This is a genomic window from Streptomyces sp. NPDC058464, assembly GCF_042721035.1.
Classification (GTDB): Bacteria; Actinomycetota; Actinomycetes; order Streptomycetales; family Streptomycetaceae; genus Streptomyces.
Genome location: NZ_JBHXMA010000081.1, coordinates 1 through 23,188, shown reverse-complemented (window position 1 = coordinate 23,188; position 23,188 = coordinate 1). Strand labels below are relative to the sequence as shown.

The window sequence follows — 23,188 nt, the reverse complement described above, 5'->3', positions numbered from 1 at the left end:
GGGCGCGCTGCGGCAGGTCCTACCCGCGGCGCCCCGCGCACACCTGCCCCACCTGCCCGCGTACCTCCGACGACGACCGCCGCGCCACGCTCGCGGCGTCGGCGGCGGCCTGAGGCATCCTCAGGCCGCCGCGGTCCCGCCCCCGGGGACACAGCACCGCGCGGCATCCACTAAGATCGCCATCGGCAGGAGCGCCCGTGCGGGGACAGGGAATTCACAACTTCCTCACTTGCCGCAGGAACTTTCCGAGGAACCACCCGTATGGGTAGTCTTACTCGAACTCAGCTCCCGCCCCTCACGCGGCAGTTCGAGCAGAATGCCGCCCTGGGGCATCCCCTTGCACTTCCTTGGCGGCCTCTTGCCCCGAAACCCCCTGAGGGCCAGTGGGGTTGGGCCACTATGGCGGGCGATACGCCCTATCCCAATGCAAGGGACCCCTAGATGAGACTGACCGACATATCGCTGAACTGGCTGCTTCCCGGCGCCGTACTGCTCCTGGGCATGCTGGTCGCGGTGGCGGTGCTCGCGCGCTCCAAGCGGTCCGGCGGGGAGCACGCGAAGGACGACTCGTGGGAGCGCAGCGAGGAGCGCCGCCGGCGCAAGGAAGCCGTGTACGGCACCGTCTCCTACGCGCTCCTGTTCGCCTCCGCGTCGGTCGCGGCGGCCCTCTCGTTCCGCGGGCTGGTCGGCTTCGGCCAGCAGAACCTCGGCCTCTCCGACGGCTGGGAGTACCTCGTGCCGTTCGGTCTGGACGGCGCGGCGATGTTCTCCTCCGTCCTCGCGGTGCGCGAGGCGAGCCACGGTGACGCGGCCCTCGGCTCCCGGATACTCGTGTGGACGTTCGCGGGCGCCGCGGCCTGGTTCAACTGGGTGCACGCGCCCAGGGGCGTCGACCACGCGGGCGCTCCCCAGTTCTTCGCCGGCATGTCGCTGTCCGCGGCCGTCCTCTTCGACCGCGCGCTGAAGCAGACCCGCAAGGCCGCCCTGCGTGAGCAGGGTCTGGTGCCGCGTCCGCTGCCGCAGATCCGTATCGTCCGCTGGCTGCGTGCCCCCCGCGAGACCTACAAGGCCTGGTCGCTGATGCTCCTCGAGGGCGTGCGCAGCCTGGACGAGGCGGTCGACGAGGTGCGCGAGGACAAGCGGCAGAAGGAGACGAACCGGCTGCGCCGCCGCGAGCAGGACCGTCTGGAGCGGGCTCAGCTCAAGGCCATAAGCCGGGGCCACCGCGGCTTCGTCGGACGCGGTCGGCAGGACGAGGTGCAGCACCAGGTCGAGCGCGCCTCCCAGCCCACTGCGGAGCCTGCCATATCGGCGCCGGAGCAGCTGCCCGTACGCCAGCGGCCCTCCCTTCAGCCCGTCCGCAAAGGGTCTGACCCGATCACGGTCGACCTGACCGCGGAGGACGACACAATGGCGCTGCCGCGCCTCGACTCCCTGGAGCGCAAGCTCAAGGACCTCGAGCAGCAGTTCGGCTGATCACCTGCTGCCGTACGGCACCTCGGGACGGGGGCGTGACCTTCAAGGTCACGCCCCCGTCCCGTTGTGTATACGGCCCCGGCCCCCGTCAGGCGGCCTCCGCGTCCAGTTCGAACCACACCGACTTCCCGACCTCGTGCGCCTGCACGCCCCACGCGTCCGCGAGGGAGTCGACCAGCACCAGGCCCCGGCCGTGTGTGCCGTCGCCGGCGCCCGGGGTGCACACCCGCGGTCTGCGGGCCACGAAGTCCCGTACCTCCACCCGCAGTTGGCTCGGTTCCACGACCGCCGTCAGCACCGCCTCGCGATCGGTGTGGACGAGCGCGTTGGTGACGAGTTCGCTGGTGAGCAGTTCCGCTATCTCGGAGCGGCCGGGACGCCCCCAGTGCCGCAGCAGTTCCCGCAGTTCCCTGCGCGCCTCGGGCACCGCCCGCAGGTCCGACCGTCCCAGTCGGCGCCTGAGCTGTGACGGGTGCCCCCGTTCCGTCGTGTCGGTCTCTTCCCCCGCCGTCTGCGCCGAGGAGGCCCCGATGGCCACGGGACCGCCCCCTCGTGCCTGACTGTTCATGACCCCCGCCCGCACGCTGTTGCCGGATCCCCTCCTGATCGAACACGTTCACGGGATCCATGCCCGCTCGGGCACGGGCCAGTCATGTCACGTCGATGACGACCGGGTGTTCGGCCAAGTCCCGGGTCCGCTCCGGCCCGTACGTCGCCGCCCGGACCGTCCCGTACGCGCCAAGGGTGCCGCGGACCCGGCGTGATTCAGCCCCGCACGCAACCCCCCGAGCTGTTTCACGCGGTCCGCGGCACCGGCGAACCTGGCCGAAAGGCGACCTTCCGGCTACTTGCCCCCGAGGCCCTTGGTGCCGATGTGAATGATCTTGTGGGTGGAGCGGGTCATGTCGACGACCAGCTTCGTGGTGACGTTGCGGCTCCAGGTGAGGGTGATGGCGGCCTCCGTGTAGTCGGCCGTGCCGTTGTCCGTGACCTTCCACTTGAGCGGGGTGTTCTGGGCCCGCAGCACGCCGTCCGCGTGCTCCCGGTTCTCCCAGGCCTTGAGCTTCTTCAGGTAGGTCGGGTCGATGTAGTAGGCGCGCAGCGCGGTGGACAGGTGGCCGCTGCCGTCCGGGTCGCTCTCCGCGTCGATGTAGGCGCCGTAGAAGTCGGCGATGCGGGTGATGTTGTCGGCCGGGCTGCCGGCCACGCTGCGCGGAGCGCCGGCCGAGGCCTGGGCGGTGACGCCGAGCCCCAGGGCCACGGCGACGACGCCGGCGGTGAGGACGGCGCGGGTCTTGCTGCTCATGTCTGTTCCCCGTTTTCCGAGTCTCGTGTCTTGCTGTGTTGTGTCTGGCTGTCCTGTGTCAGGGGCCGCCCTCCCCTCCCCCGAGGGAGAGGGCGGCCCCGGTCCTCGTGTGGGTCAGTGGAGCTTGTTCACGGCCGTGGTGGTGGTCTTCTTGAAGGCCTTCACGGGTGCGTCCACGAAGCCGCCGAGCTGCCCCCAGTCCACGACGGTGACGGTGCGACCCTCCCGGCCGATGGAGATCAGCCGGATGTCACTGGCGCCCCAGGCGGTCACGGTGCGCAGGGCGTAGACGTGGGCACCGTCCCCGACCGGGAGGGTGCCGTGGTCCTGGAACGTGGCCTGGATCTGCGGGTCCTCCATCTCGATCCGGTCCGCGCAGGACACGATGTCCTCGTCGAGCTTCGCGAACCGGCCCTTCGCCAGGCGGACGCTGGGCAGTTCGGCACTGATCTGACGGGCACTCGTGTCGAGGTCGGTCCGGAACTTCCGGTACCAGGAGTCCTGGCCGCCACCGAGCCCGACGCCGATGCAGATGTCCTGCTTGACCTCCTCCGGAATGCCGGCGGTGACCTTGCCGGCCGTCCAGGACGTGCCGGCCCGTGGCGGCAGGTCGGCGGCCGCGAGGAAGCCGGGCGCCTTGGGTGCGGCCGCCGCGGGCGCGGCGAGTGCGGTGCCTGCGGCGAGCGCGGCGCCGGCGAGTGCGGTGAGTGCGCCGGCTCTGGTGCGCTTGGGCATGGGTGTTCCCCCGTGGATCGGTGCATGGGTGTGGGCTGCCGCCGACGCGGCCGGCTGGTCGGTCCGGCCCTGCTCGGTGCGGCACCAAGAGCATCGGCCGGCACCGGCGCGGACCGCAACGGCGACCGCCCGTTTCCCGGCCCTGGAACCATCCCAGCCCTGTTGACGTGCAGGTATATGAGTGCCTGGGATGGCGACGACCGGGGGAAGGTGCCCGTGCGCGACGATGTCGAGGAGTTCGCGGCGCTGCTGCGGCAGTTGAAGGACCGTACGGACCGGAGCTACGGCTCGCTGGCCCGCCGCCTGAACATGAACACCTCCACCCTGCACCGCTACTGCGCGGGCGAGGCGGTGCCACTGGACTTCGCCCCGGTGGAGCGGCTGGCGGCGTTCTGCGGGGCGGCACCGGAGGAACGGCTCGCTCTGCACGAGCACTGGCTGCGAGCGGTGGCGGCCCGCCGGCGACCACGCACCGGAGAGGGCGCCGGACCCGCGACGGCGGAAGAGCAGACCCCGCAGGACCCGCAGGACCCGCAGGCCGTCGCCGAGCCGTTGGCGGAAGCGGCGCCCGTCGCCCGCCCCTGGTACCGGCGGCGGCGCACGCTGGTCGCCTCGGCCGTGGTCACCGTGGTGCTGGCGACGCTGGGCAGCCTGGCCGCGCTCCCGGACAACCGGTCGGCCGGCGGCAGCGCGGCCCGGGACACCGGCTCCTCCACCACGACCGCCGCCGGCGACGCCGAGCGCCACGGCAGCGGCGCGACCGGCCCGGCGCCGAACCCCACCTCGGCCACCCCGTCCGCCTCGTCCCCGTCGGGCGGCGCGCGGCCCTCCTCGTCCGCCTCCGGCGGGACCTCCCCCACCGCCCGGGCCACGACCGGCGTTCCGCTCACCTGGACCGCGAACTCCCAGCTCTGGGAACTGGGCTGCGACCACGACTACGTCATCGACAAGCAGCCGGCCCAGGTCCCGCCGCCGCCCGCCCCGCAGGACGCCGGCACCTGGGCGGCCACCCAGAACGCGGTGCACGGCGGCAACACCATGGTGGACGTCTCCGTGCAGGGCCGTTCGTCCACCGCCGTCGTCCTGCAGGACCTGCGGGTGCGCGTCGTCGGCCGTACGGCCCCCGCGCCCGGTATCGCCTACTCCATGGCCGACGGGTGCGGCGGCGGGCTCACCCCGCGCTACTTCGACGTGGACCTGGACAAGGACCGCCCCATCGCCCGCCCGGTGGCCGGTGAGGGCCCCGACGGGAAGACCGTCTCGACGATGCACCTGCCCTACCGGGTGTCCGCCACCGACCCCGAGGTGCTGCGCGTCAAGGCGAGCACGGTCGGCTGCGACTGCCGCTGGTACCTCGAACTCGACTGGTCGTCACAGGGCCGCAGCGGCACGGTCCGGATCGACGACCACGGCCGCCCGTTCCGCACCAGCTCCATCAAGGGCCTGCCGCACTACTGGTACGGCTTCGTGGACGGTGTCCGCCAGTGGGTGCCGACCGACTGAACAAGGAATCCTGTCACGGCCTGGGCACGTTGCGCAGGTTGGAGCGGGCCATCTGGACCATCCGGCCCACGCCGCCGTCGAGGACCATCTTGGACGCGGAGAGCGCGAAGCCGGTGACCATCTCGGCCTTGATCTTCGGCGGGATGGACAGCGCGTTGGGGTCGGTGACCACGTCGACCAGGGCCGGGCCCTTGTGGTTGAAGGCGTCCTTGAGCGCGCCCGCGAGCTGCTTGGGCTTCTCGACCCGCACCCCGTAGGCTCCGCAGGCCAGCGCCACGGCGGCGAAATTGGGATTGGTGTTGGCGGTGCCGTACGCGGGCAGCCCCGCGACCAGCATCTCCAACTCGACCATGCTCAGCGCGGAGTTGTTGAACAGCACCACCTTCACCGGCAGGTCGTACTGGACGAGGGTGAGGAAGTCGCCCATCAGCATGGCGAATCCGCCGTCCCCGGACATCGACACGACCTGCCGCCGCCGGTCGGTGAACTGGGCGCCGATCGCCATCGGCAGCGCGTTGGCCATCGAGCCGTGCGAGAAGGAACCGATGACCCGGCGGCGGCCGTTGGGCGAGATGTAGCGGGCCGCCCACACGTTGCACATGCCGGTGTCGACCGTGAACACCGCGTCGTCGGCGGCGAGTTCGTCGAGGACCGAGGCCACGTACTCCGGATGGATCGGGACGTGCTTCTCGACCTTCCGGGTGTACGCCTTCACCACCCCCTCCAGCGCGTCCGCGTGCTTCTTGAGCATCCGGTCGAGGAACCGCCGGTTCTCCTTGGCCCGCACCCGCGGCACCAGACAGCGCAGCGTCTCGCGCACGTCCCCCCACACCGCCAGGTCGAGGCGGGAGCGGCGGCCAAGGACCTCGGGGCGGACGTCGACCTGCACGATCTGCACGTCGTCGGGGAGGAAGGCGTTGTACGGGAAGTCGGTGCCGAGCAGGATCAGCAGGTCGCACTCGTGGGTGGCCTCGTAGGCGGCGCCGTAGCCGAGCAGTCCGCTCATGCCGACGTCGTACGGGTTGTCGTACTGGATCCACTCCTTGCCGCGCAGGGCGTGGCCGACCGGGGACTTGATCCGCTCCGCGAGTTCCATGACCTCCGCGTGGGCGCCGGCCGTGCCGCTGCCGCAGAACAGGGTCACCTTGTCCGCCGCGTCGATCATCGCGACGAGCCGGTCGAGTTCCTCGTCGCCGGGGCGGACGGTGGGCCGGGAGGTGACGATGGCGGCCGAGGCGGACTGCTCGGGCGCGGGCTGGTCGGCGATGTCGCCCGGCAGCGAGACGACGCTCACGCCGCTGCGGCCGACCGCGTGCTGGATGGCGGTCTGGAGGAGGCGGGGCATCTGCTTCGGACTGGAGATCAGCTCGCTGTAGTGGCTGCACTCCTGGAAGAGCCGGTCCGGGTGGGTCTCCTGGAAGTAGCCCAGGCCGATCTCGCTGGACGGGATGTGGGAGGCGAGGGCCAGCACCGGGGCCATCGAGCGGTGGGCGTCGTACAGGCCGTTGATCAGGTGCAGGTTGCCCGGGCCGCAGGAGCCGGCGCAGGCCGCCAGCGACCCGGTGATCTGGGCCTCGGCGCCGGCCGCGAAGGCGGCGGTCTCCTCGTGGCGGACGTGGATCCAGTCGATGGCGGAGTTACGGCGGACGGCGTCCACGACCGGGTTGAGGCTGTCGCCGACGACGCCGTAGAGGCGGCGCACGCCGGCGCGGACGAGGATGTCGACGAACTGCTCGGCGACGTTCTGCTTGGCCATGGCGGTCGGGCACCCTTCGGCTACGCGGATATCCGGCTCCCCCCTCCCTCCCCCGCGATGCCCTTCCATGTATCCACAGCCGCCGCGCTCACGCCTCCCAGACGGCCGCCGCCGTACGGTCGTCGGCGTATCCCTTGACCCGTACCTGGGCGTCCGCGAGGAACGCGGCGAGGCCCGGCGGGGTGCGGCCGGACCAGCGCCGGGCCAGGTAGGCGCAGAGTGCGGGCTCGCCGCGCAGCGGGTCGGCGAGGCCGCCCGTGCACATCACGAGCGCATCACCCGGGCGGGCTACCGAGGCCCGGAACAGGAACGGGTCGCGGGGCGGCTCGGGGGCCGGTTCGTAGGGGCTCGGCGGGGTCGGGATGCCGAGGTCCATGGTGAGCCGGTCGCCGTCCGGGGTCTCGGAGGGCAGCGAGCCGAAGCCGAGCACGGGTTCGCCGGCGGTGTCGGTGTCGACGCGCGGTTCGATGTCCTGCCACTCGCCGCCCCGGAGCCGGAACAGCCCGCCCTCGCCGACGCCGAAGAAGACGCGGGTACGGCACTGGGGGTGGGCGGGGATCAGGAGGCAGCGCAGGCTGGCCGTGTACTCCTCGGCGGCGATGCCCTGTTCGGCGGCGCTGGCGCGGAGCTTGCCGAGGCTGCGGTCGGTGAGCCGGTGCAGCCCGGACTTGAGGTCGCCGCGCCGGGCGGCCTGGATGTCCTCGGTGAGCCGCTGGTGGCTGCGGCCCACGGCCCGGGCGATCCACTCGCACACCTCGGCGGCGGCCCGGTGCGCGCCGGGGGTGGCCCGGGCGCCGGTGGCCATGGCGACGAGGACCAGGGCCTGCTCGCCGGCCCCGAACCGGGCGGTGAGCAGGGCGTCGCGGCGCGGCTCGCCCCGGAACCGGGCGGAGTCGCCGCGCTGGGAGACGGCCCGCAGGGTGCAGGCGCCGTACCGGGCGCCGTCCAGGACGGTGTCGGCTACCAGGTCGTCCAGTTCGTCGGGGTCGGCGGCGGGCAGGGCGGTGGGCTCTGCGTCGTAGGTGGGCGGTCCGGAGCCGACGTAGTCCACGGAGGAGGCCGAGGCGGCGGACCCGGCCGGGGTGGCCACGGCGGGCGGGGCGTCCGGGACCTCCAAGGCGCCCCAGGCGTCCAAGGCGTCCGCGCCCGCCAGGGCTGCCGTTTCCGCCCTTTCCGCCGGTGCTGCCTGTGCTGCCATTGCTGTCGGTGCTTCCGGAGTGGCATGCGGCGGCAGCGCCGGCAGGTCGGGGCGGGTCGCGGGGTGGGCGTCGGCCGGGGCGTCGGCCGGGGCGTCGTCGTCCGCCTCCAGCAGCTCCTGGTCCTCCTCGTCCCACGGCCAGGTCTTCGGAGCGGGCCTGGTGTCCTCCGCGGGGGCGGCGGCCGCCCGCTGTGCCGGCACGGTCGGCGGTGCCTGCTCGTCGCCCGGTTCCGCGGTGACGCCCCGCCGTCCCCCCACCGTCTTCTTCGCCGAGGCGAAGCGGTCGTCCAGGGAATCGGGTGCGGCCGTGGGTCCGGTGTCCTCGGTGGAGTCGTCGTACAACTGCCCCCACCAGTCGTCGTCATGACGGGTGGGCCTACCCCCTGGCTGGCTCATGCCCCTAATTGTCCACCGCACGGGCCGGATGAAAACGGGGCATCCGGAAAATCCCGCACCCGACCTCGTCTCGAACGGCGCGTCGAGGGACATCTCGAACACCCGTACAAGGAAAGGGAATCGACGACACGCGCGGGACGAGCGGCACGGACGACGCGGGCGCGACGGCCGAAAGGGACGGGGCGCGGCCGACGGAGGTGACGGAAGCGCCGGGGCTGACACGTGTGAGTCGCCGGGTGGTCCCACCCCCCACGGGAGAACCACCCGGCGACACCGGAGTGACCGGCCCCAGATCCCCTACGCGTACGCGCGTCATGGGGCCGGTCACCGTTCGCACGGCCGAACGCCGGGGCGTCGGCCGGAAGGCCAGATTGTGACGGGTCTTCCTGGCGGTCAGCTGTGAACGACGGATCGGTTTCCCGTGCGAAGGTGCTGCGGTGACGTGATCTTGGCAGAGTGACGCGCGGTACGGCGATGATGTGCCCCGGCGGGTTTGCGCCGTGGCCGGTTCCCGCCATGCCATCGGGGATCGAGGGAGGATTGCGGGTCGATGCTGGCAGCGCTGGGGCTGGACGAACGGGACGAGTCGGCGTACCGGGCGCTGGTGTCCGCGGGCGCCTCCGACGTGCCCGGCCTGGCACGGCGGCTGACGCTGGCGGAGCCGGACACCGAGCGGGCGCTGCGCCGGCTGGAGCGGCACGGGCTGGCCGCCCGGTCCTCGGGACGGCCGGGCCGCTGGGTGGCGGCGCCGCCCGGGGTCGCGCTGGGCGCGCTGCTCACCCAGCAGCGGCACGAGCTGGAGAAGGCGGAGCTGGCGGCGGCGCTGCTCGCGGAGGAGTACCGGGCGGCGGCCGCCGAGCCCGCGGTGCGGGACCTGGTGGAGGTGGTGACCGGTGCCCCGGCCGTCGCCCGGCGGTTCCTCCAGCTCCAGCTGGGCGCCCTGGACGAGGTGTGCGCACTGGTCACGGACAAGCCGGTGGCCGTCACCGGGGCGGAGAACGACGCGGAGGAACAGGCCGCGCACCGGGGTGTCCGCTACCGGGTGGTGGTGGAGCGGCCGGCGCTCGACCTGCCGGACGCGATCACGGAGCTGACGGCGGCCCTGGGCCGGGACGAGCAGGTGCGGGTGGCGGAGCGGGTGCCGACGAAGCTGGTGGTCGCCGACCGCTCGCTGGCGCTGGTCCCGCTCACCTCCCGCACCTCGGAACCCGCCGCGCTGGTGGTGCACGCCAGCGGCCTGCTGGAACTCCTCTGCGGCCTGTTCGAGTCGGTGTGGCGGGAGGCGCTGCCGCTGCGCCTCGGCGCGAGCGGGGTGCGCGAGGAGCAGCCGGACGGCCCCGACGCCACCGACCTGGAGGTGCTCTCGCTCCTGCTGGCCGGCCTGACCGACGCGAGCGTCGCCAAGCAGCTGGACCTCGGCCTGCGGACGGTGCAGCGCCGGGTGAAGCGGCTGATGGAGCTGGCCGGGGTGGCGACCCGGCTGCAGCTGGGCTGGCACGCGTACGAGCGGGGCTGGGTGACCCGGAACTGACCTGCGCGTCCCGCGGTCGTCCGGCACTCTGGGCAGATGGGAGCAGGGGAACTCCTGCTGGTCGGCCTGGTGCTGGTGCTCGGCCTGTGCGGGGTACTGGTGCCCGGGGTGCCGGGGACGGGACTGGTGTGGGCCGCGGTGCTGTGGTGGGCGCTGTACGACCCGCGCCCGGTGGCGTGGTCGGTCCTGGTCGGGGCCACCGTGGTGCTGCTGACGGCGCTGGTGGTCCGCTGGGTCCTGCCCCCGCGCCGGCTCCGGGCGAGCGGCGCCACCTCCCGGATGGCCGTGTACGCCGGCACCGGCGCCGTCCTCGGCTTCGTCCTGCTCCCCGTCGTCGGCGCGATCCCCGGTTTCATGGCCGGGATCTACCTGCACGAGCGCCTCCGTCTCGGCCGGCCCGCCGAGGCGCGGGCCGCCCTGCGCACCACGATGAACGCGGGCGGCTCCAGCGTGCTGGCCGAGTTCCTCGCGTGCCTGCTGGTCACGGCCGGCTGGCTGACCGCTGTGATCTGGACCACGGGCTGAGGGCTGAAGGCTGAGGGCTGAGGGCTCAGAGCAGGTCGGCGAGCGGGACGGCGTCGGCCAGGGCGCGCGCGCCTGCGTCGTTGAAGTGCAGGTGGTCGCCGGGGTCGTAGGCGGGCCGGATGCGGTCGGGCTGCTGCGGATCCCGGACGACGGCGTCGAAGTCGACGTACGCGTCGAAGATCTGCCCGGTGCGGATCAGCGTGTTCACCTGCTGCCGTACCGCCTCCCGGGCGTCGGTGTACGCGCTGTACCCGGCGTACGGCGTGAGGGTCGCGCCGACCACCCGGATGCCCCGCTCGTGGGCACGGGTCACGATGGTCCGGTAGGCCCGGACGAAGTCGTCGGGGTCGGTGGTCTCCGGGGTGCCCTTGATGTCGTTGATGCCTTCGAGGAGGACCAGGGTCCGGACCCCGCTGCGGTCGAGCGCGTCGGCGTCCAGGCGGTTGAGGGCTCCCGGTCCTCCGGTGCTGTCGAGCATGAGCCGGTTGCCGGAGATGCCGGCGTTGAGGACACCGATCGGGAAGGGCCGCAGGCGGTCCGCGAGGCGGTCGGGCCAGCGGTGGTCGGCGTCCATGCTGGTGCCGTTGCCGTCGGTGAGGGAGTCGCCGAAGGCGACCACGGTGCCGCGGGTCACGGCCTGCACGTCGACGCCGGTGACGTAGTACCAGTGGCCGGTGGTGGCGGTGTAGGCGTCCCCGTCCTCGTCGTCGGCCCGCCCGGCGCCGTCCTTGGCGAGGTAGCTGGTCCGCAGCGCGACCCGGTGGTAGGTGGCGGGCCCGGAGTCGCCGGGGGTCTCGACGCTGACCAGCAGATCGGCGGCGGCCGGGACGGCGAGCGGCACCGGGTCGCTGACCAGGTCCTGCCCGACGGGGACGACGGCGGTGCCGGCGCCCGTGAAGGTGGCGGCGCGCATCGACCCGGGTACGGCGTCCGGGCCGTCGCCCTGCCGCAGGGCGACGGTGACGGCTCCGAGCCGGAGCGGGGCGCTGCCGAGCCGGTTGCTGACCCGCACGCGGACCGCGCTGCCGCCGATGCTCAGGTGAACGACGTTGCGGAACGCGGCGCCGGGCACCGCCGGGTCGGTACCGGAGGGCGCGGCCTCCCAGCTTCCCGCCCAGAGCGAGGGCCCGGCGTCGGCACCGGCCCGCCCGGTCACCGCCACCACCAGCAACAACGCCACCGCGAGCAGCCGCCCGACCCTGCGCATCCAACCTGCCCTTCCGAAGGCCCACTGGAGGGGAAGGTGACATACGGGCGATGCCGCGAACGGCAACTCGACCGGGAGACCACTCAGGTGGCCGAGCGCGGACGGGATCGGCCGGAGGGGTGGTGGCGGTGGTGGTTCGGCTGCGGGTGGGTGGGGCTGGTCGCGCAGTTCCCCGCGCCCCTGAAGGGGCGCTGCCCCAGCCCCTTCTCTCAAGCCGCGGGCAGGCGTGCCGCAGGGCGGCACGGGTGGGCGCGGGCGGCGCCCGGCCAGCGCCGGTCGAGCGGTCCCCGCGCCCGTTCCCGGAACTCCTTCAGTTCACCGGCGAAGCAGGCCCCGAGCTGCTCCTCGGCTCTCCGTCCACCAGCAGATGCCGGACGGCGTACGACCGCCAGGGCCGCCACTCGTCCGGTACGTCGAGTCCGGGCGGGGCGACGTCGGGGTCGGCGAGGGCGCGGACGCGGACGGTGGCGAGGGTGCCCGGGTCCATCCCGGGCAGCGCCCGCAGCGCCGCCTCCGCCTCGTCCCGGTCGGCGCCCGGATCCAGCCGTACCGTCCCGTCGGCGAGGGCCGCGGCCAGCGCGCCGAGGCTGCCGTCGGGCTCCGCTTCCGCGAGCACCGCGGGCTCGGGGAAGAGGTGGGTGAGACCGCCGGACGGCGCGTCCAGCGCCTTGCCGTACCGCTGCACCAGCCGCTCGGCGGCCTCGGTGCCGACGAGCGCCCGTACGGCGGCCTCGGCCGGGTCGGCGGCGCCGGGTGACCGCAGCCCCGGCCGGGCGGCGACCAGCGGAGCGAGCCGCGGGTCGTCGGCGAGCCGTTCGTCGACGGCGTACGGGTCGGCGTCGAGGTCGAAGAGCCGGCGCAGCCGCTGTACGGCGGTGGTCAGGTCGCGCGGGTCGGTGAGGCGCAGCCGGACGTCGAGCCAGCCGCCGGGATGGGCGCCGAGGCCCGTGGCGGTGGTACCGGTCCGCTCCTCGACGGCGACGACGGCGTGGCCGTACGGCAGTCGCAGGGTACGGCGGTAGGTGCGCGTGCCGGGGAGGCCGGTGACCTCCTCCACGCCGGGTACGGATTCCCGCGCCAGCAGGTCGAAGACGGGGCCGGCCTGGTACGGGCCGCGGTGGGCGAGGCGCAGCGGGATCCCGGTGGCGGGGGAACCGCGCCGTGCGCCCCGGCCGCCGGGCGCGGCCTCGCGCAGCCCGCTCGGGGTGGTGGCGTACACGGCGCGGACGGTGTCGTTGAACTGCCGGACACTGGCGAATCCGCTCGCGAACGCGATCTCCGTGATCGGCAGCCCGGTGGTCTGGAGCAGCGTGCGCGCGGTGTGCGCCCGCTGGGCCCGGGCGAGGGCGACGTGGCCGGCGCCGAGCTCGGCGGTGAGTTGCCGCTGCACCTGGCGTGCGCTGTAGCCGAGCCGGTCGGCGAGCCCGCCGACGCCCTCCCGGTCCACGACGCCGTCGCCGATCAGCCGCACGGCCCGGCCGACGACGTCGGCGCGGACGTTCCACTCGGCGGACCCGGGCACGGCGTCCGGGCGGCAGCGGCGGCAGGCCCGGAAGCCGGAGCCCTGGGCGGCCGCGGCGGTGGGGAAGAAGCGGACGTTGCGCCGCTTCGGGGTGACGGCGGGGCAGCTGGGACGGCAGTAGATCCCGGTGGTCTCGACGGCGAAGAAGAACGCGCCGTCGAACCGGGCGTCCCGGCTGCGGACCGCCTCGAACCTGGTGTCTTCGTCCATCACGGTTCAAGTGTGGACGAGGGGAGGAGAGCGGGCTGGCGGGAATCGGACATGACGCTGGAACGCTCCCCGGCCGCCACTGCTACTGCTACTGCTACCGCCAACGGCCCCGTTTCGCCTCCATCGCCGCCTTCCCCTCCGCGCCCTTCTTCTTCCAGTCCTTCTTGATCTCGGACCGGAGCCGCGCATCGGTCTTCGCGACGATCCACTGGTTCTCCCGCACGAGCTTGCGGTAGCTCTCCAGCCGGCGCACCGGCAGTTCCCCGGACTCCACCGCGGAGCGCACCGCGCAGCCCGGCTCGCTCTCGTGCCCGCAGTCGGAGAACCGGCACTCCTCCGCGAGTTCCTCGATCTCGGAGAACACCTGCCCGACCCCGGTCTCGGCGTCGAACAGGCCGACGCCGCGCAGCCCCGGCGTGTCGATCAGGACTCCCCCGCCCGGGAGCGCGAGGAGGTTGCGGGTGGTGGTCGTGTGCCGGCCCTTGCCGTCGACGTCCCGGGCGGCCCGGACGTCCATCACGTCCTCCCCGAGGAGCGCGTTGGCGAGGGTGGACTTGCCCGCGCCGGACTGGCCGAGCAGCACCGACGTACCGGAGCCGACGAGGGCGACCAGCGTGTCCAGGCCGTCGCCCGCGTGCGCGCTGACCGTGAGGACGGGCACGCCCGGGGCCGTCGTCCCGACGTCCTGGACGAGGTGCCCGAGGGTCACCGGGTCCGGTACCAGGTCGGCCTTGGTGAGGACCACGACCGGCTGCGCCCCGGACTCCCAGGCCAGCGCCAGGAACCGCTCGATGCGGCCGAGGTCGAGTTCGACGGCGAGGGACACCGCGACGATCGCGTGGTCGACGTTGGCCGCGAGGATCTGCCCCTCGGACCGTTTGGAGGAGGTGGAGCGCACGAAGGCCGTGCGCCTGGGCAGCAACGTCCGCACGTACCGCGGATCGTCGGAATCGGGGTCGACGGCGACCCAGTCTCCCGTACACACGATCTTCATCGGGTCACGGGGCACGACGAACTCGGTGTCGGCACGGACGACGCCTGCCGGAGTGACGACATCGCACTGGCCACGGTCGACCCGCACAACACGGCCGGGTACCAGCCCCAGTTCGGCGTGCGGAGCGAATTCAGCGGTCCAGCCTTCATCCCACCCGTAGGAGGCGAGGGCGTGCCGACCGTCGGAGGTGGAGGAGGCGTTGAGCGAGGTGTGGAACAAGGGGAACCCTTCGAAGGGTGGCCCCGGCGGCGCGCTCGGCGCGTGGAGGATGTGTCGGGTGTCAGCCGGAGACCACAGGGGTGGAAACGATGATGAACTCCTGAATGCGGGCAGCGCCCGTCACCGTGACAGTCATCAATGTCCTCACCTCCTGGTTTCTCGACGAGCCGACACTGTTCCCTCGGGAACGGAACACGACCGTGCCCCGGGAACGGGGAAACCGTAGCCCCGCCCCGGGGCACTGCGCCAGCGATTAACCCGGCCGCGGCCGGGGTCGGGTCAGGCGGTGGCCACCGCGCACTGGCCTCGGTCGGCCTTCGCCGGCCCGGCCGCGCTGGGACGGACCTCGAAGTCGAACATGGCGGTGGGTACGTACAACGAGCAGCAGGCGTTGGGGATGTCGACGATGCCGCTGATACGTCCCTCTATGGGGGAGGAGCCGAGCAGCAGGTAGGCCTGCTCTCCGCTGTAACCGAACTTCTTGAAGTACTCGACGGCGTTGAGGCAGGCCCGGCGGTAGGCCAGCGTCGCGTCCAGGTAGTAGTTCGTGTCCGTGTCGTGGTCGACGGAGATGCCGATGAAGGTGAGGAACTCCGTGTACCTCGGCTCGACGTTGCCCGGAATGAACACCGGGTTGGTGGAGATGCCGTACGTCTCCATGCCGCCCTTGATCAGGTCGACGTGGAAGTCGATGAAGCCGCCCATCTCGATGGCGCCGCAGAAGGTGATCTCTCCGTCGCCCTGACTGAAGTGCAGGTCGCCTCCGGAGAGTTTGGCGTCCTTGACGTGCACGGGGTAGAAGACCCGCGAACCGCGTGTGAAGTTCTTGATGTCCTGGTTGCCTCCGTTCTCGCGGGCCGGCACCGTGCGGGCGCCTTCCGCGGCGATGCGCCTGGCGAGGTCTCCGGTGGCCGTGCCCGCCAGTGCGTTGGTGGTGTCCGGCGGTACGGCGAGCGGCGGGACCCGGTTCGGGTCGGTGTCGATCAGCGCCTGCTCGCGGGCGTTCCAGCGGGCGAGCATCTCGGCGGACGGGGCGGTTCCGAACAGCCCGGGGTGGGTGATGCCGGTGAAGCGGATCCCGGGAAGGTGGCGGGAGACGGCCTGCTGTCCGTGGAAGTCCCAGATCGCTTTGTAGGCGTCCGGGAAGTAGTCGGTCAGGAAGCCGCCGCCGTTGGCCTTGGCGAAGATGCCGGTGTAGCCCCAGCCCTGTCCTGCCGCGTCCCCGGTCTGCTGCGGCACGGGGCCGAGGTCGAGGATGTCGACGACGAGCAGGTCGCCGGGTTCGGCGCCCTCCACGCCTATCGGCCCGCTGAGCATGTGAGGGATGGTCAGGTCGATGTCGCGTACGTCGTCGGCGGTGTCGTTGTTGCCGACCTGGCAGTCGGTCCAGTCGCGGCACTCCATGCGGAACTCCGCTCCCGGCTTCACCATGGCGACGGTGGGGACGTCCGGATGCCACCTGTTGTGTCCGGGAACATCCTGGTCACGCATCGACTTGCTCTGGTCCACACTGAAGAGAATTTCAGGCATGAGAACTCCTCTTTTCTGATTCGGTCACGTTGCTGCGCCCGCGCCTCCGACCCGCGGGGCGGCCTGGGTCGGCCGCGGCGTTCTGTGGGTGCGCGGCCACAGCCCCGCGAACGCCACCAAGCCGAAGACCGCCAGTGCGACGGCGATCTCGGTGGGGTGTTTCCAGTAGCCGGAGAGCAGCAGGCCGGCGGGAATCACACCGGTGACCCAGCCCTCGATCGCCGTGACCCAACCGGTATAGATCTTGAGGTCGTCCTTCTTGAGACCGAGCAGCAGGAAGAACAGGAACCACAGGTAGGCCCAGTAGAGCCAGATGACTCCGAAGGGGTAATCCTTGAAGAGCCGGAAATTGACGAACGAATACCCCAGGGCGACAACTGCCACGAACAGCGAGTAGTAGCCGACGCCGGTGCTGTCGAGACCGGCGAGCAGGCCGATGCCCACGTAGAGATAGGTGAAGCCGAAGAGGTAGATTCCGGATGCCGCCAGGATCTTCATGGGGTCGTCGGCGGCGGTGAAGATGAGGTAGGTCGGCGTCAGCACCTGCAGTGCGCCCACGAAAAGGTTGAACACCGCACCCGATCGGGCGTCGACCTTCCCGAGCAGCAGCAATCCGTTCATGAAGAGCACCGCACCGACAAAGAGCAGTCCCACGTTTCCCACGGGGACGCACCTCCTCAGTCCGCGTGGGGAGTGGAATCGCGTGGCGTCAGAGCCGCTGACGAGCTGCCGAGGGCACGGCTCGGCTCCCGGCCCGCGTTGCGTGATTCCGCATTCCGCACACCGCTGCGGGAACGACGCCGTGTTCCGACGCCGAAACCCGCGTGAGACGTTCCGCCTTGTCCACCACCGCCTTCACCACCGACTTCAGGGACGCGGCAGCCGCGAGAGCGCGGGGTGCGGCGGCACCCTTCTGCGGGGCGGCAGTTGGGAGACCACTGCCGGGGCTTCACGCGCCCGCTCCTCCTGGAGACGGAGGGCGGCGACCGCGTGCGAGGTCCGCGTGAGGCCGGGCGAGGAGTACACACGTCTCGCAGCGCCTGCGCACACAGGGCAGCCGAAAGCGGTGGGCGCGGTCCCGATCGCCAACTTCACATCGAAAGGCCCACATCGGCTGCAGAGATATTCGTAGGTTGCCATCAGCAGCCTCCGGATGCCGGTGTACACCGGCACATCCGGGTGCGTGCGATGCGCACGCCACAGCGCATTTCCTGCCTTCAAGGAGACGTCTCGGAAATCCCGATGTCAAGGACCGGACGACGGGGCGCGGGATTGCAGTGGCGACGCACGCTCGACTAAAATTCAAGATCATCGGTGTCGGACCGGTCTGCTGGTGCCCTGCCCGTCCTGTCGGAGCAGTGGCCCCGCCGATGGAGGACGGCCATGGCAAAAATCCTTGCGGTGCTCTATCCGGACCCCGTGGGCGGTTATCCCCCCGACTACGCCCGCGACGAGATTCCCACCATCACCGGCTATCCGGGCGGTCAGACCGCGCCGACCCCGCAGGCCGTCGATTTCGCCCCGGGACACCTCCTCGGCTGCGTCTCAGGGGAACTGGGACTGCGCCGGTTCCTGGAGGACCGGGGTCACACCCTCGTCGTCACGAGCGACAAGGAAGGGGCGGACTCCGCCCTGGACCGCGAGCTGCCCGACGCCGACGTGGTCGTCTCGCAGCCGTTCTGGCCCGCCTATCTGACCGCCGAACGCATCGCCGCCGCTCCCCGGCTCAGGCTCGCGATCACCGCGGGGATCGGGTCGGACCACGTCGACCTGCCGAGCGCCATCGCCCACGGCATGACCGTGGCCGAGGTGACGTTCAGCAACAGCATCAGCGTCTCGGAACACGCCGTGATGCAGATTCTCACCCTGGTGCACAACTACCTACCGGCTCACGAGTGGGTGACCGCCAGGAAGGGCTGGAACATCGCCGACAGCGTCTCGCGCGCCTACGACCTTGAGGGCATGGACGTCGGCGTCCTCGGCTCCGGCCGCATCGGCAAGGCGGTACTGCGCCGCCTCAAGCCGTTCGACGTCACGCTGCACTACTGCGACGTGCACCGGCTGCCCAAGGAGGTCGAGGAGGAGCTGGAGCTGACCTGGCATCCCGACGCCCGTTCGCTGGCCTCCGCCGTCGACGTGCTCTCGATCCACACTCCGCTGCACCCGCAGACGCAGAACCTCTTCGACGACGAGCTGATCGGGGCCATGAAGCGCGGTTCGTACATCGTGAACACCGCCCGGGCACTCATCGTCAACCGGGACGCCGTCGTGCGGGCCCTCGACAGCGGCCAACTGGCCGGTTACGCCGGCGACGTCTGGTACCCGCAGCCGCCACCGCCGGACCATCCCTGGCGCACCATGCCCCACGAGGCGATGACACCGCACGTGTCCGGGTCGACCCTCTCGGCGCAGGCACGCTACGCAGCCGGTACGCGGGAGATCCTGGAGTGCTGGCTCGACGGCCGTCCCATCCGCCCGGATTACCTGATCGTCGAAGGCGGTGGGCTCGCCGGGACGGGAGCGAGTTCCTACACGGTCGCCGGATGACCGCGACGGGCGAGAGCGCCGTCCGACGGACGGGAAAACAGCCGCGGATTCAATAGAAGATCTACCGCTCCGGCTGTGAGCCGGTTCACCCGGGATTTACTGGACGGGCCCGGGCGGAGCCTTTAGCGTCCATAAACAGATTGCTTTTCATTATCTGGAGACACCGGCGCCGCGGGTAATCCCGCGTAAAAAACCAGGCGACCGCCGGAAAGGTGGATCAGTGAGCATGGACGCGGTATGGGTCCGGGGCGTAACCGGCATTCAGATGCACCACGTGACCGACCTTCAGGATGCCGGCAGGTTTTTGGGCAATGCGGCGATGGCGCTGCGGGCCGCGCACGTGAGGACCGGCGCCGACCGGTACTCCGGCATCGCCGCCGAACTCAAGGCTCTGGTGGAGCGAGTGCGTGAGCTGGAGGACGAGGCGCGGTCGAGCATGCACGAACTGCACTCCACCGACCCCGAGCGGTTCATCCGGTGCCGGGACGGCCACGAGCCGTGGCCGGGTGAGATCCCGGCCGGTTTCATCCCGCGCCACACCTGCAAGGACGAGTGTCTCTACCACGACCGCGAGGTCCTCGACGCCATCATGCAGTGCACCTGCGGCCGGCCGCCGTGCCGGGCCTGCGAGATCGGCGGGAAGCTCTGACGAGCCCCAGGGCTCCGATGGCCGAGCCGGATCGAAACACCACCTGATCACGTAAGGCCGCGCATGCCCCGCGCGGCCCGCGGCTGGTGTCGTACCGGGCACGGAATGGTTGCGGCCTGGGCTTCCCGCGGTGTCCGCGTCCGGGGTGGGGAAGCATGACGGCCATGAGCCGAGACCGCTACGTCGACTTCCTGCGCGCGTGGGCGATCGTGCTGGTGGTGCTCGGCCACTGGCTGATCACCGCCCTGGTCCGGGAGCCCGGCGGACGGATCACCGCCCCGGAGCTGCTGGCGGACGTTCCCTGGACCCAGTGGCTGACCCTCGCGTTCCAGATCATGCCGCTGTTCTTCCTGGCCGGGGGCCATGCCGCGGGCGGTTCCTGGTCACGTGCCCGGGCGGCCGGGGGTACGCCCGCGGGCTGGCTGGGGCGGCGGGCGCTGCGGCTGCTTCTTCCGGTGGCCGTCTACAGCGGTGCGGTGTTCCTCGCGGTCGGTGTCTGCTCTGCGGTCGGCGTGGACCCGGACACGCTGGCGCTGGTGGGCTGGGCGATGGCGATGCAGTTCTGGTTCCTGCCGGTGTATCTGCTGCTCAGTGCCCTGACGCCGGCGCTGTACGCGGCGCACCTGCGCTGGGGGCCGCGCGTCCCGCTCGCGATGGGGGCGGTCGCCGTGGCGGCCGACGCGCTCGTGGTGACGGTGCACGCTCCGTACGCGGGGCTGCTGAACTACGTACTGGTGTGGGGTGTCGCCTACCAGTTGGGGTTCTGCTGGCGGGACGGTCTGCTGACCGGCCGCCGGCTCGTGCCGCTCGCGATGGCGGCGGGCGGCGGGCTGGCGTTCGCCGCGCTCGTGGCCCTCGGGCCGTTCCCGGTCAGCCTGATCCTGGTGACCGGGCAGAGCCCCAGCAACACCGATCCGCCGTCGGCCGCGATGCTGGCGTGGCTGGTCGCCCAGGTCGGCCTGAGCCTCCTCGCCGCGCCGCCGCTGCGGCGGCTGCTGGACCGCGAGCGGGTGTGGCGGGTGGTCCGTCCCGTGGGCGGGGCCAGCATGACGCTGTATCTGTGGCACATGCTGCCGGTGCTGGTTGTCGCCGCCGCGTTCTACCTGACCGGCCTCGCGCCCGAGCCGACGCTCGGGTCCGCGGCATGGTGGGGGCTGCGCGTGCCGTGGCTGCTGGTGCTCGGCGCCGTCCTGGCGTGCGTCGTGTCGGCGCTGAGGCCGCTGGAGCGCGGGCTGGGCGTGGTGTACGGGCGGACCGTTCCGGACGCCGGCCTGCGCCGGGCCTGGCCGCTGTGGCTCGGCCTGGCCATGAACGTCGCCGCGCTGGGCCGCCTCGCCGTGCAGGGCTTCGCGCCGGACGGGCGGCTCCCCGTGCTGCCCGCACTGGGCCTGCTGCTGGGCACGGCGCTGGTCATGCTGCCCCGGTGGACGGCGCCGGACCTGCGGGAACAGTCCCGGGCCACGAGGACTCCGGACCGGGTGTGAGCGTACCCGGCACGCCGCGGTGATCCGCCCCCGGACCGCCGGGCTGTGCTACGGTTGTCGAGTTGCAGTTGTGGTACCCATGAACCTATGTGCACCTGACGGGAATATTTCTCTCCTGCAGGTGCATTAGTTGTTTTTTCCGGCATCTCCGGATGGGGCCTCTGCCTACAGAAGGAGAAGGTCATGGCACAGGGAACCGTGAAGTGGTTCAACGCCGAAAAGGGTTTCGGCTTCATCCAGCAGGACGGCGGCGGCCCCGACGTCTTCGCTCACTACTCGAACATCCAGTCCCAGGGTTTCCGTGAGCTCCAGGAGGGCCAGCGGGTCTCCTTCGACGTCACGCAGGGCCAGAAGGGCCCGCAGGCGGAGAACATCGTCCCCGCCTGATCGCCGGACGCGTATCCACTCACCGGGGTCCGCACCGTCATGGTGCGGACCCCGGTTTGTGCTGTTTTCAGGAAGGCAGAGCAACCGCATGTCCCGCAGGCCCCAGAAGCCGAACCGGCGTACCTCGCCGTCCCGGCAGTCCCCGCCGTCCGCGTCGTCACCGCGCGAGTTCCGGGTGCCGGAGAACACGACACCCGCGCTTCCCGCCGTCGAGGACTTCGCCGCTCTGGACATGCCCGCGGCGCTGCTGAAGACCCTCACCGCGCAGGGTGTGACCACCCCGTTCCCGATCCAGGCCGCCACGCTGCCCAACTCGCTGGCCGGCCGTGACCTGCTGGGACGCGGACGCACCGGCTCCGGCAAGACCCTCGCGTTCGGACTGGCGCTCCTGGCCCGCACGGCCGGGCTGCGCGCGGAGCCCAGGGCGCCCCTCGCTCTCGTGCTGGTGCCCACCCGGGAACTCGCCCAGCAGGTGACGGACGCGCTGACCCCCTACGCGACGGCCGTGAACCTCCGGCTGGCCACCGTGGTCGGCGGGCTGTCGATCACCAAGCAGGCCGCCACCCTCCGGCGCGGCGCCGAGGTGGTCGTGGCGAGCCCCGGCCGGCTCAACGACCTGGTGGAACGCGGGGACTGCGTCCTCGGCGACGTGCGCATCACGGTGCTGGACGAAGCCGACCAGATGACCGACATGGGCTTCCTGCCGCAGATCACCAAGCTGCTGCAGCAGGTACGGCCCGGCGGACAGCACCTGCTCTTCTCGGCCACCCTCGACGGCAACATCGACCGCCTGGTGCAGCGGTTCCTGACCGATCCCGTGGTGCACTCCGTGGACCCGTCCGCCGGGGCGGTCACCACCATGGAGCACCACGTGCTGCACGTCCTGGACGAGACCGACAAGAAGGCGGTCACCACGCGCATCGCGGCCCGTGACGGCCGGGTCATCCTCTTCCTCGACACCAAGAGGTCCGCCGACCGGCTCGCCAAGCGGCTGCTGTCCGTCGGCGTGCGCGCGGCGGCCCTGCACGGCGGCCGCTCCCAGCCGCAGCGCAACCGCACCCTGGAACAGTTCAAGAACGGCCAGGTGACCGCCCTCGTGGCGACGAACGTCGCGGCCCGGGGCATACACATCGACGACCTCGACCTCGTCGTGAACGTCGATCCCCCCACCGACCACAAGGACTACCTCCACCGGGGCGGCCGCACGGCCCGGGCCGGCGGCTCCGGCAGCGTGGTCACGCTGGTCCTGCCCGACCAGAAGCGGGACATCACCCGGCTCATGTCGGACGCGGGCATCCGCCCCCGGTCGGCCCGCATCACGTCGAGCGACGCGGAGCTGGCCACCCTCACCGGGGCCCGCGAGCCTTCCGGTGAGCCCGTCGTCATCGAGGTGCCCCAGCCCCAGCCGGCCGCGCCGAAGGCGTCCCGCCCGGACCGGAAGGCCGGCGCCGAGGGCGGCGGGCGGTCCGGCCGCCGACGCCGCGGCGGTGGCGGCTCCGGAGCGGCGGCCGGTGCGGCCACCGGGACGGGTGGCGGCCGGGGCTCGGCCTCCCGGTCCGCCGCCGGGACGGCAGCGGCCGCCGGCACGTCCACGGCAGCGGGCGGGCGCGGCTCCGGCCGCCGCTCCGGAGCCGCCGGGGCCACGGGTGGCGCGAGCGGCCGTGGTTCCGACCGCCGAGCCGCGGCCGGGGCTGCCAACGGCACCGCAGCCGGCCGTGGTTCCGACCGCAGGGCCGCGGCCGGTACGGCCAACGGCACCGCAGCCGGCAAGGACGACCGCGGGTCCCGGCGGCGCACGCCGCCGTCCGGCGGGTCCGCCGGCAGCTCCGCCGGCGCGGGCGGTCACGGCGCCGGGCGCCGGGGCGGCCGGCGTTCCACAGCCACCTAGGCGCTCCGCTGGAGGCGCCACGACATGCCGTCCGCCGACTGCGGCGCCGTCGTGGCGGGTCGCGCAGTTCCCCGCGCCCCTAAAGGGGCGCTGCAGTGAGCCGGTGTGAAGCGCCCCGTCAGGGG

At 72.1% G+C, this 23,188-nt stretch carries 20 protein-coding genes; 9 read left to right on the top strand and 11 right to left on the bottom strand.

The window, feature by feature from the left end; genetic code table 11:
• Positions 1 to 441: 441 nt before the first annotated feature.
• The gene (locus ACFWPQ_RS50060) at positions 442 to 1,476 is read left to right on the top strand and encodes a DUF2637 domain-containing protein (RefSeq protein WP_089104555.1); all 1,035 of its coding nucleotides are present in this window, start codon (positions 442 to 444) and stop codon (positions 1,474 to 1,476) included.
• Positions 1,477 to 1,564: 88 nt separating this feature from the next.
• Here ACFWPQ_RS50060 and ACFWPQ_RS50055 read toward each other — a convergent pair whose 3' ends face one another.
• From ACFWPQ_RS50055 to ACFWPQ_RS50045, 3 genes are all read right to left on the bottom strand, one after another.
• Positions 1,565 to 2,014, bottom strand: coding sequence for an ATP-binding protein (locus ACFWPQ_RS50055; protein WP_384051512.1), 450 nt, complete (start codon positions 2,012 to 2,014; stop codon positions 1,565 to 1,567).
• Positions 2,015 to 2,320: 306 nt separating this feature from the next.
• Complete coding sequence (locus tag ACFWPQ_RS50050) at positions 2,321 to 2,782, bottom strand: hypothetical protein (protein ID WP_384051509.1); 462 nt, start codon at positions 2,780 to 2,782, stop codon at positions 2,321 to 2,323.
• 114 nt (positions 2,783 to 2,896) lie between these two features.
• Complete coding sequence (locus ACFWPQ_RS50045) at positions 2,897 to 3,517, bottom strand: hypothetical protein (RefSeq protein ID WP_384051506.1); 621 nt, start codon at positions 3,515 to 3,517, stop codon at positions 2,897 to 2,899.
• A 177-nt stretch (positions 3,518 to 3,694) separates the two neighbouring features.
• Here ACFWPQ_RS50045 and ACFWPQ_RS50040 point away from each other — a divergent pair, with 177 nt between their 5' ends.
• A complete protein-coding gene (locus tag ACFWPQ_RS50040; RefSeq protein ID WP_384051503.1) occupies positions 3,695 to 5,020 on the top strand; it encodes a helix-turn-helix domain-containing protein in 1,326 nt (441 codons plus the stop codon).
• A 13-nt stretch (positions 5,021 to 5,033) separates the two neighbouring features.
• Here ACFWPQ_RS50040 and ACFWPQ_RS50035 read toward each other — a convergent pair whose 3' ends face one another.
• Together ACFWPQ_RS50035 and ACFWPQ_RS50030 are read right to left on the bottom strand one after the other, a co-directional pair.
• Positions 5,034 to 6,776, bottom strand: coding sequence for a pyruvate dehydrogenase (locus tag ACFWPQ_RS50035; protein WP_384051500.1), 1,743 nt, complete (start codon positions 6,774 to 6,776; stop codon positions 5,034 to 5,036).
• Positions 6,777 to 6,864: 88 nt separating this feature from the next.
• A complete protein-coding gene (locus tag ACFWPQ_RS50030; protein ID WP_384051497.1) occupies positions 6,865 to 8,370 on the bottom strand; it encodes a protein phosphatase 2C domain-containing protein in 1,506 nt (501 codons plus the stop codon).
• Between the two features lie 550 nt (positions 8,371 to 8,920).
• Between ACFWPQ_RS50030 and ACFWPQ_RS50025 the strand changes: the two genes are divergently transcribed.
• Both ACFWPQ_RS50025 and ACFWPQ_RS50020 read left to right on the top strand, forming a co-directional pair.
• Positions 8,921 to 9,901, top strand: coding sequence for a helix-turn-helix domain-containing protein (locus tag ACFWPQ_RS50025; RefSeq protein ID WP_384051494.1), 981 nt, complete (start codon positions 8,921 to 8,923; stop codon positions 9,899 to 9,901).
• Positions 9,902 to 9,937: 36 nt separating this feature from the next.
• On the top strand, positions 9,938 to 10,426 hold the full coding sequence (locus tag ACFWPQ_RS50020; protein ID WP_384051491.1) for a DUF456 domain-containing protein: 489 nt from the start codon (positions 9,938 to 9,940) through the stop codon (positions 10,424 to 10,426).
• A 25-nt stretch (positions 10,427 to 10,451) separates the two neighbouring features.
• On the opposite strand, the gene ACFWPQ_RS50015 is transcribed toward ACFWPQ_RS50020, so the two are convergent.
• From ACFWPQ_RS50015 to ACFWPQ_RS49990, 6 genes are all read right to left on the bottom strand, one after another.
• Complete coding sequence (locus tag ACFWPQ_RS50015) at positions 10,452 to 11,633, bottom strand: SGNH/GDSL hydrolase family protein (protein ID WP_384051488.1); 1,182 nt, start codon at positions 11,631 to 11,633, stop codon at positions 10,452 to 10,454.
• A 310-nt stretch (positions 11,634 to 11,943) separates the two neighbouring features.
• A complete protein-coding gene (locus ACFWPQ_RS50010; RefSeq protein WP_384051516.1) occupies positions 11,944 to 13,365 on the bottom strand; it encodes a DNA-3-methyladenine glycosylase 2 family protein in 1,422 nt (473 codons plus the stop codon).
• Between the two features lie 94 nt (positions 13,366 to 13,459).
• Entirely contained in the window at positions 13,460 to 14,578 is a 1,119-nt protein-coding gene (rsgA, locus tag ACFWPQ_RS50005) for a ribosome small subunit-dependent GTPase A (RefSeq protein ID WP_384051485.1), read from the bottom strand.
• A 279-nt stretch (positions 14,579 to 14,857) separates the two neighbouring features.
• Positions 14,858 to 16,108 carry a formamidase gene (gene fmdA / locus ACFWPQ_RS50000; RefSeq protein WP_384051482.1) on the bottom strand — a complete coding sequence of 417 codons (1,251 nt, stop codon included), beginning with the start codon at positions 16,106 to 16,108 and terminating at the stop codon, positions 14,858 to 14,860.
• A 24-nt stretch (positions 16,109 to 16,132) separates the two neighbouring features.
• Positions 16,133 to 16,771, bottom strand: coding sequence for an AmiS/UreI family transporter (locus ACFWPQ_RS49995; protein WP_384051479.1), 639 nt, complete (start codon positions 16,769 to 16,771; stop codon positions 16,133 to 16,135).
• Positions 16,772 to 16,975: 204 nt separating this feature from the next.
• Positions 16,976 to 17,248 (bottom strand): FmdB family zinc ribbon protein, encoded by a 273-nt coding sequence (locus tag ACFWPQ_RS49990; RefSeq protein ID WP_384051476.1) that lies wholly within the window; start codon positions 17,246 to 17,248, stop codon positions 16,976 to 16,978.
• A 243-nt stretch (positions 17,249 to 17,491) separates the two neighbouring features.
• On the opposite strand from ACFWPQ_RS49990, the gene ACFWPQ_RS49985 reads away from it, so the two are divergent.
• The 5 genes from ACFWPQ_RS49985 (at position 17,492) to ACFWPQ_RS49965 (ending at position 23,063) form a co-directional block, all read left to right on the top strand.
• Positions 17,492 to 18,655: an NAD-dependent formate dehydrogenase gene (locus tag ACFWPQ_RS49985; RefSeq protein ID WP_384051473.1), complete on the top strand. Its 1,164-nt coding sequence runs from the start codon at positions 17,492 to 17,494 to the stop codon at positions 18,653 to 18,655.
• 226 nt (positions 18,656 to 18,881) lie between these two features.
• On the top strand, positions 18,882 to 19,304 hold the full coding sequence (locus ACFWPQ_RS49980; protein WP_361300961.1) for a hypothetical protein: 423 nt from the start codon (positions 18,882 to 18,884) through the stop codon (positions 19,302 to 19,304).
• A 164-nt stretch (positions 19,305 to 19,468) separates the two neighbouring features.
• Positions 19,469 to 20,788, top strand: a complete 1,320-nt coding sequence (locus ACFWPQ_RS49975) for an acyltransferase (RefSeq protein ID WP_384051469.1) — start codon at positions 19,469 to 19,471, stop codon at positions 20,786 to 20,788.
• Between the two features lie 183 nt (positions 20,789 to 20,971).
• On the top strand, positions 20,972 to 21,175 hold the full coding sequence (locus ACFWPQ_RS49970; protein WP_016578941.1) for a cold-shock protein: 204 nt from the start codon (positions 20,972 to 20,974) through the stop codon (positions 21,173 to 21,175).
• 88 nt (positions 21,176 to 21,263) lie between these two features.
• Entirely contained in the window at positions 21,264 to 23,063 is a 1,800-nt protein-coding gene (locus tag ACFWPQ_RS49965) for a DEAD/DEAH box helicase (protein WP_384051466.1), read from the top strand.
• Positions 23,064 to 23,188 lie beyond the last annotated feature (125 nt).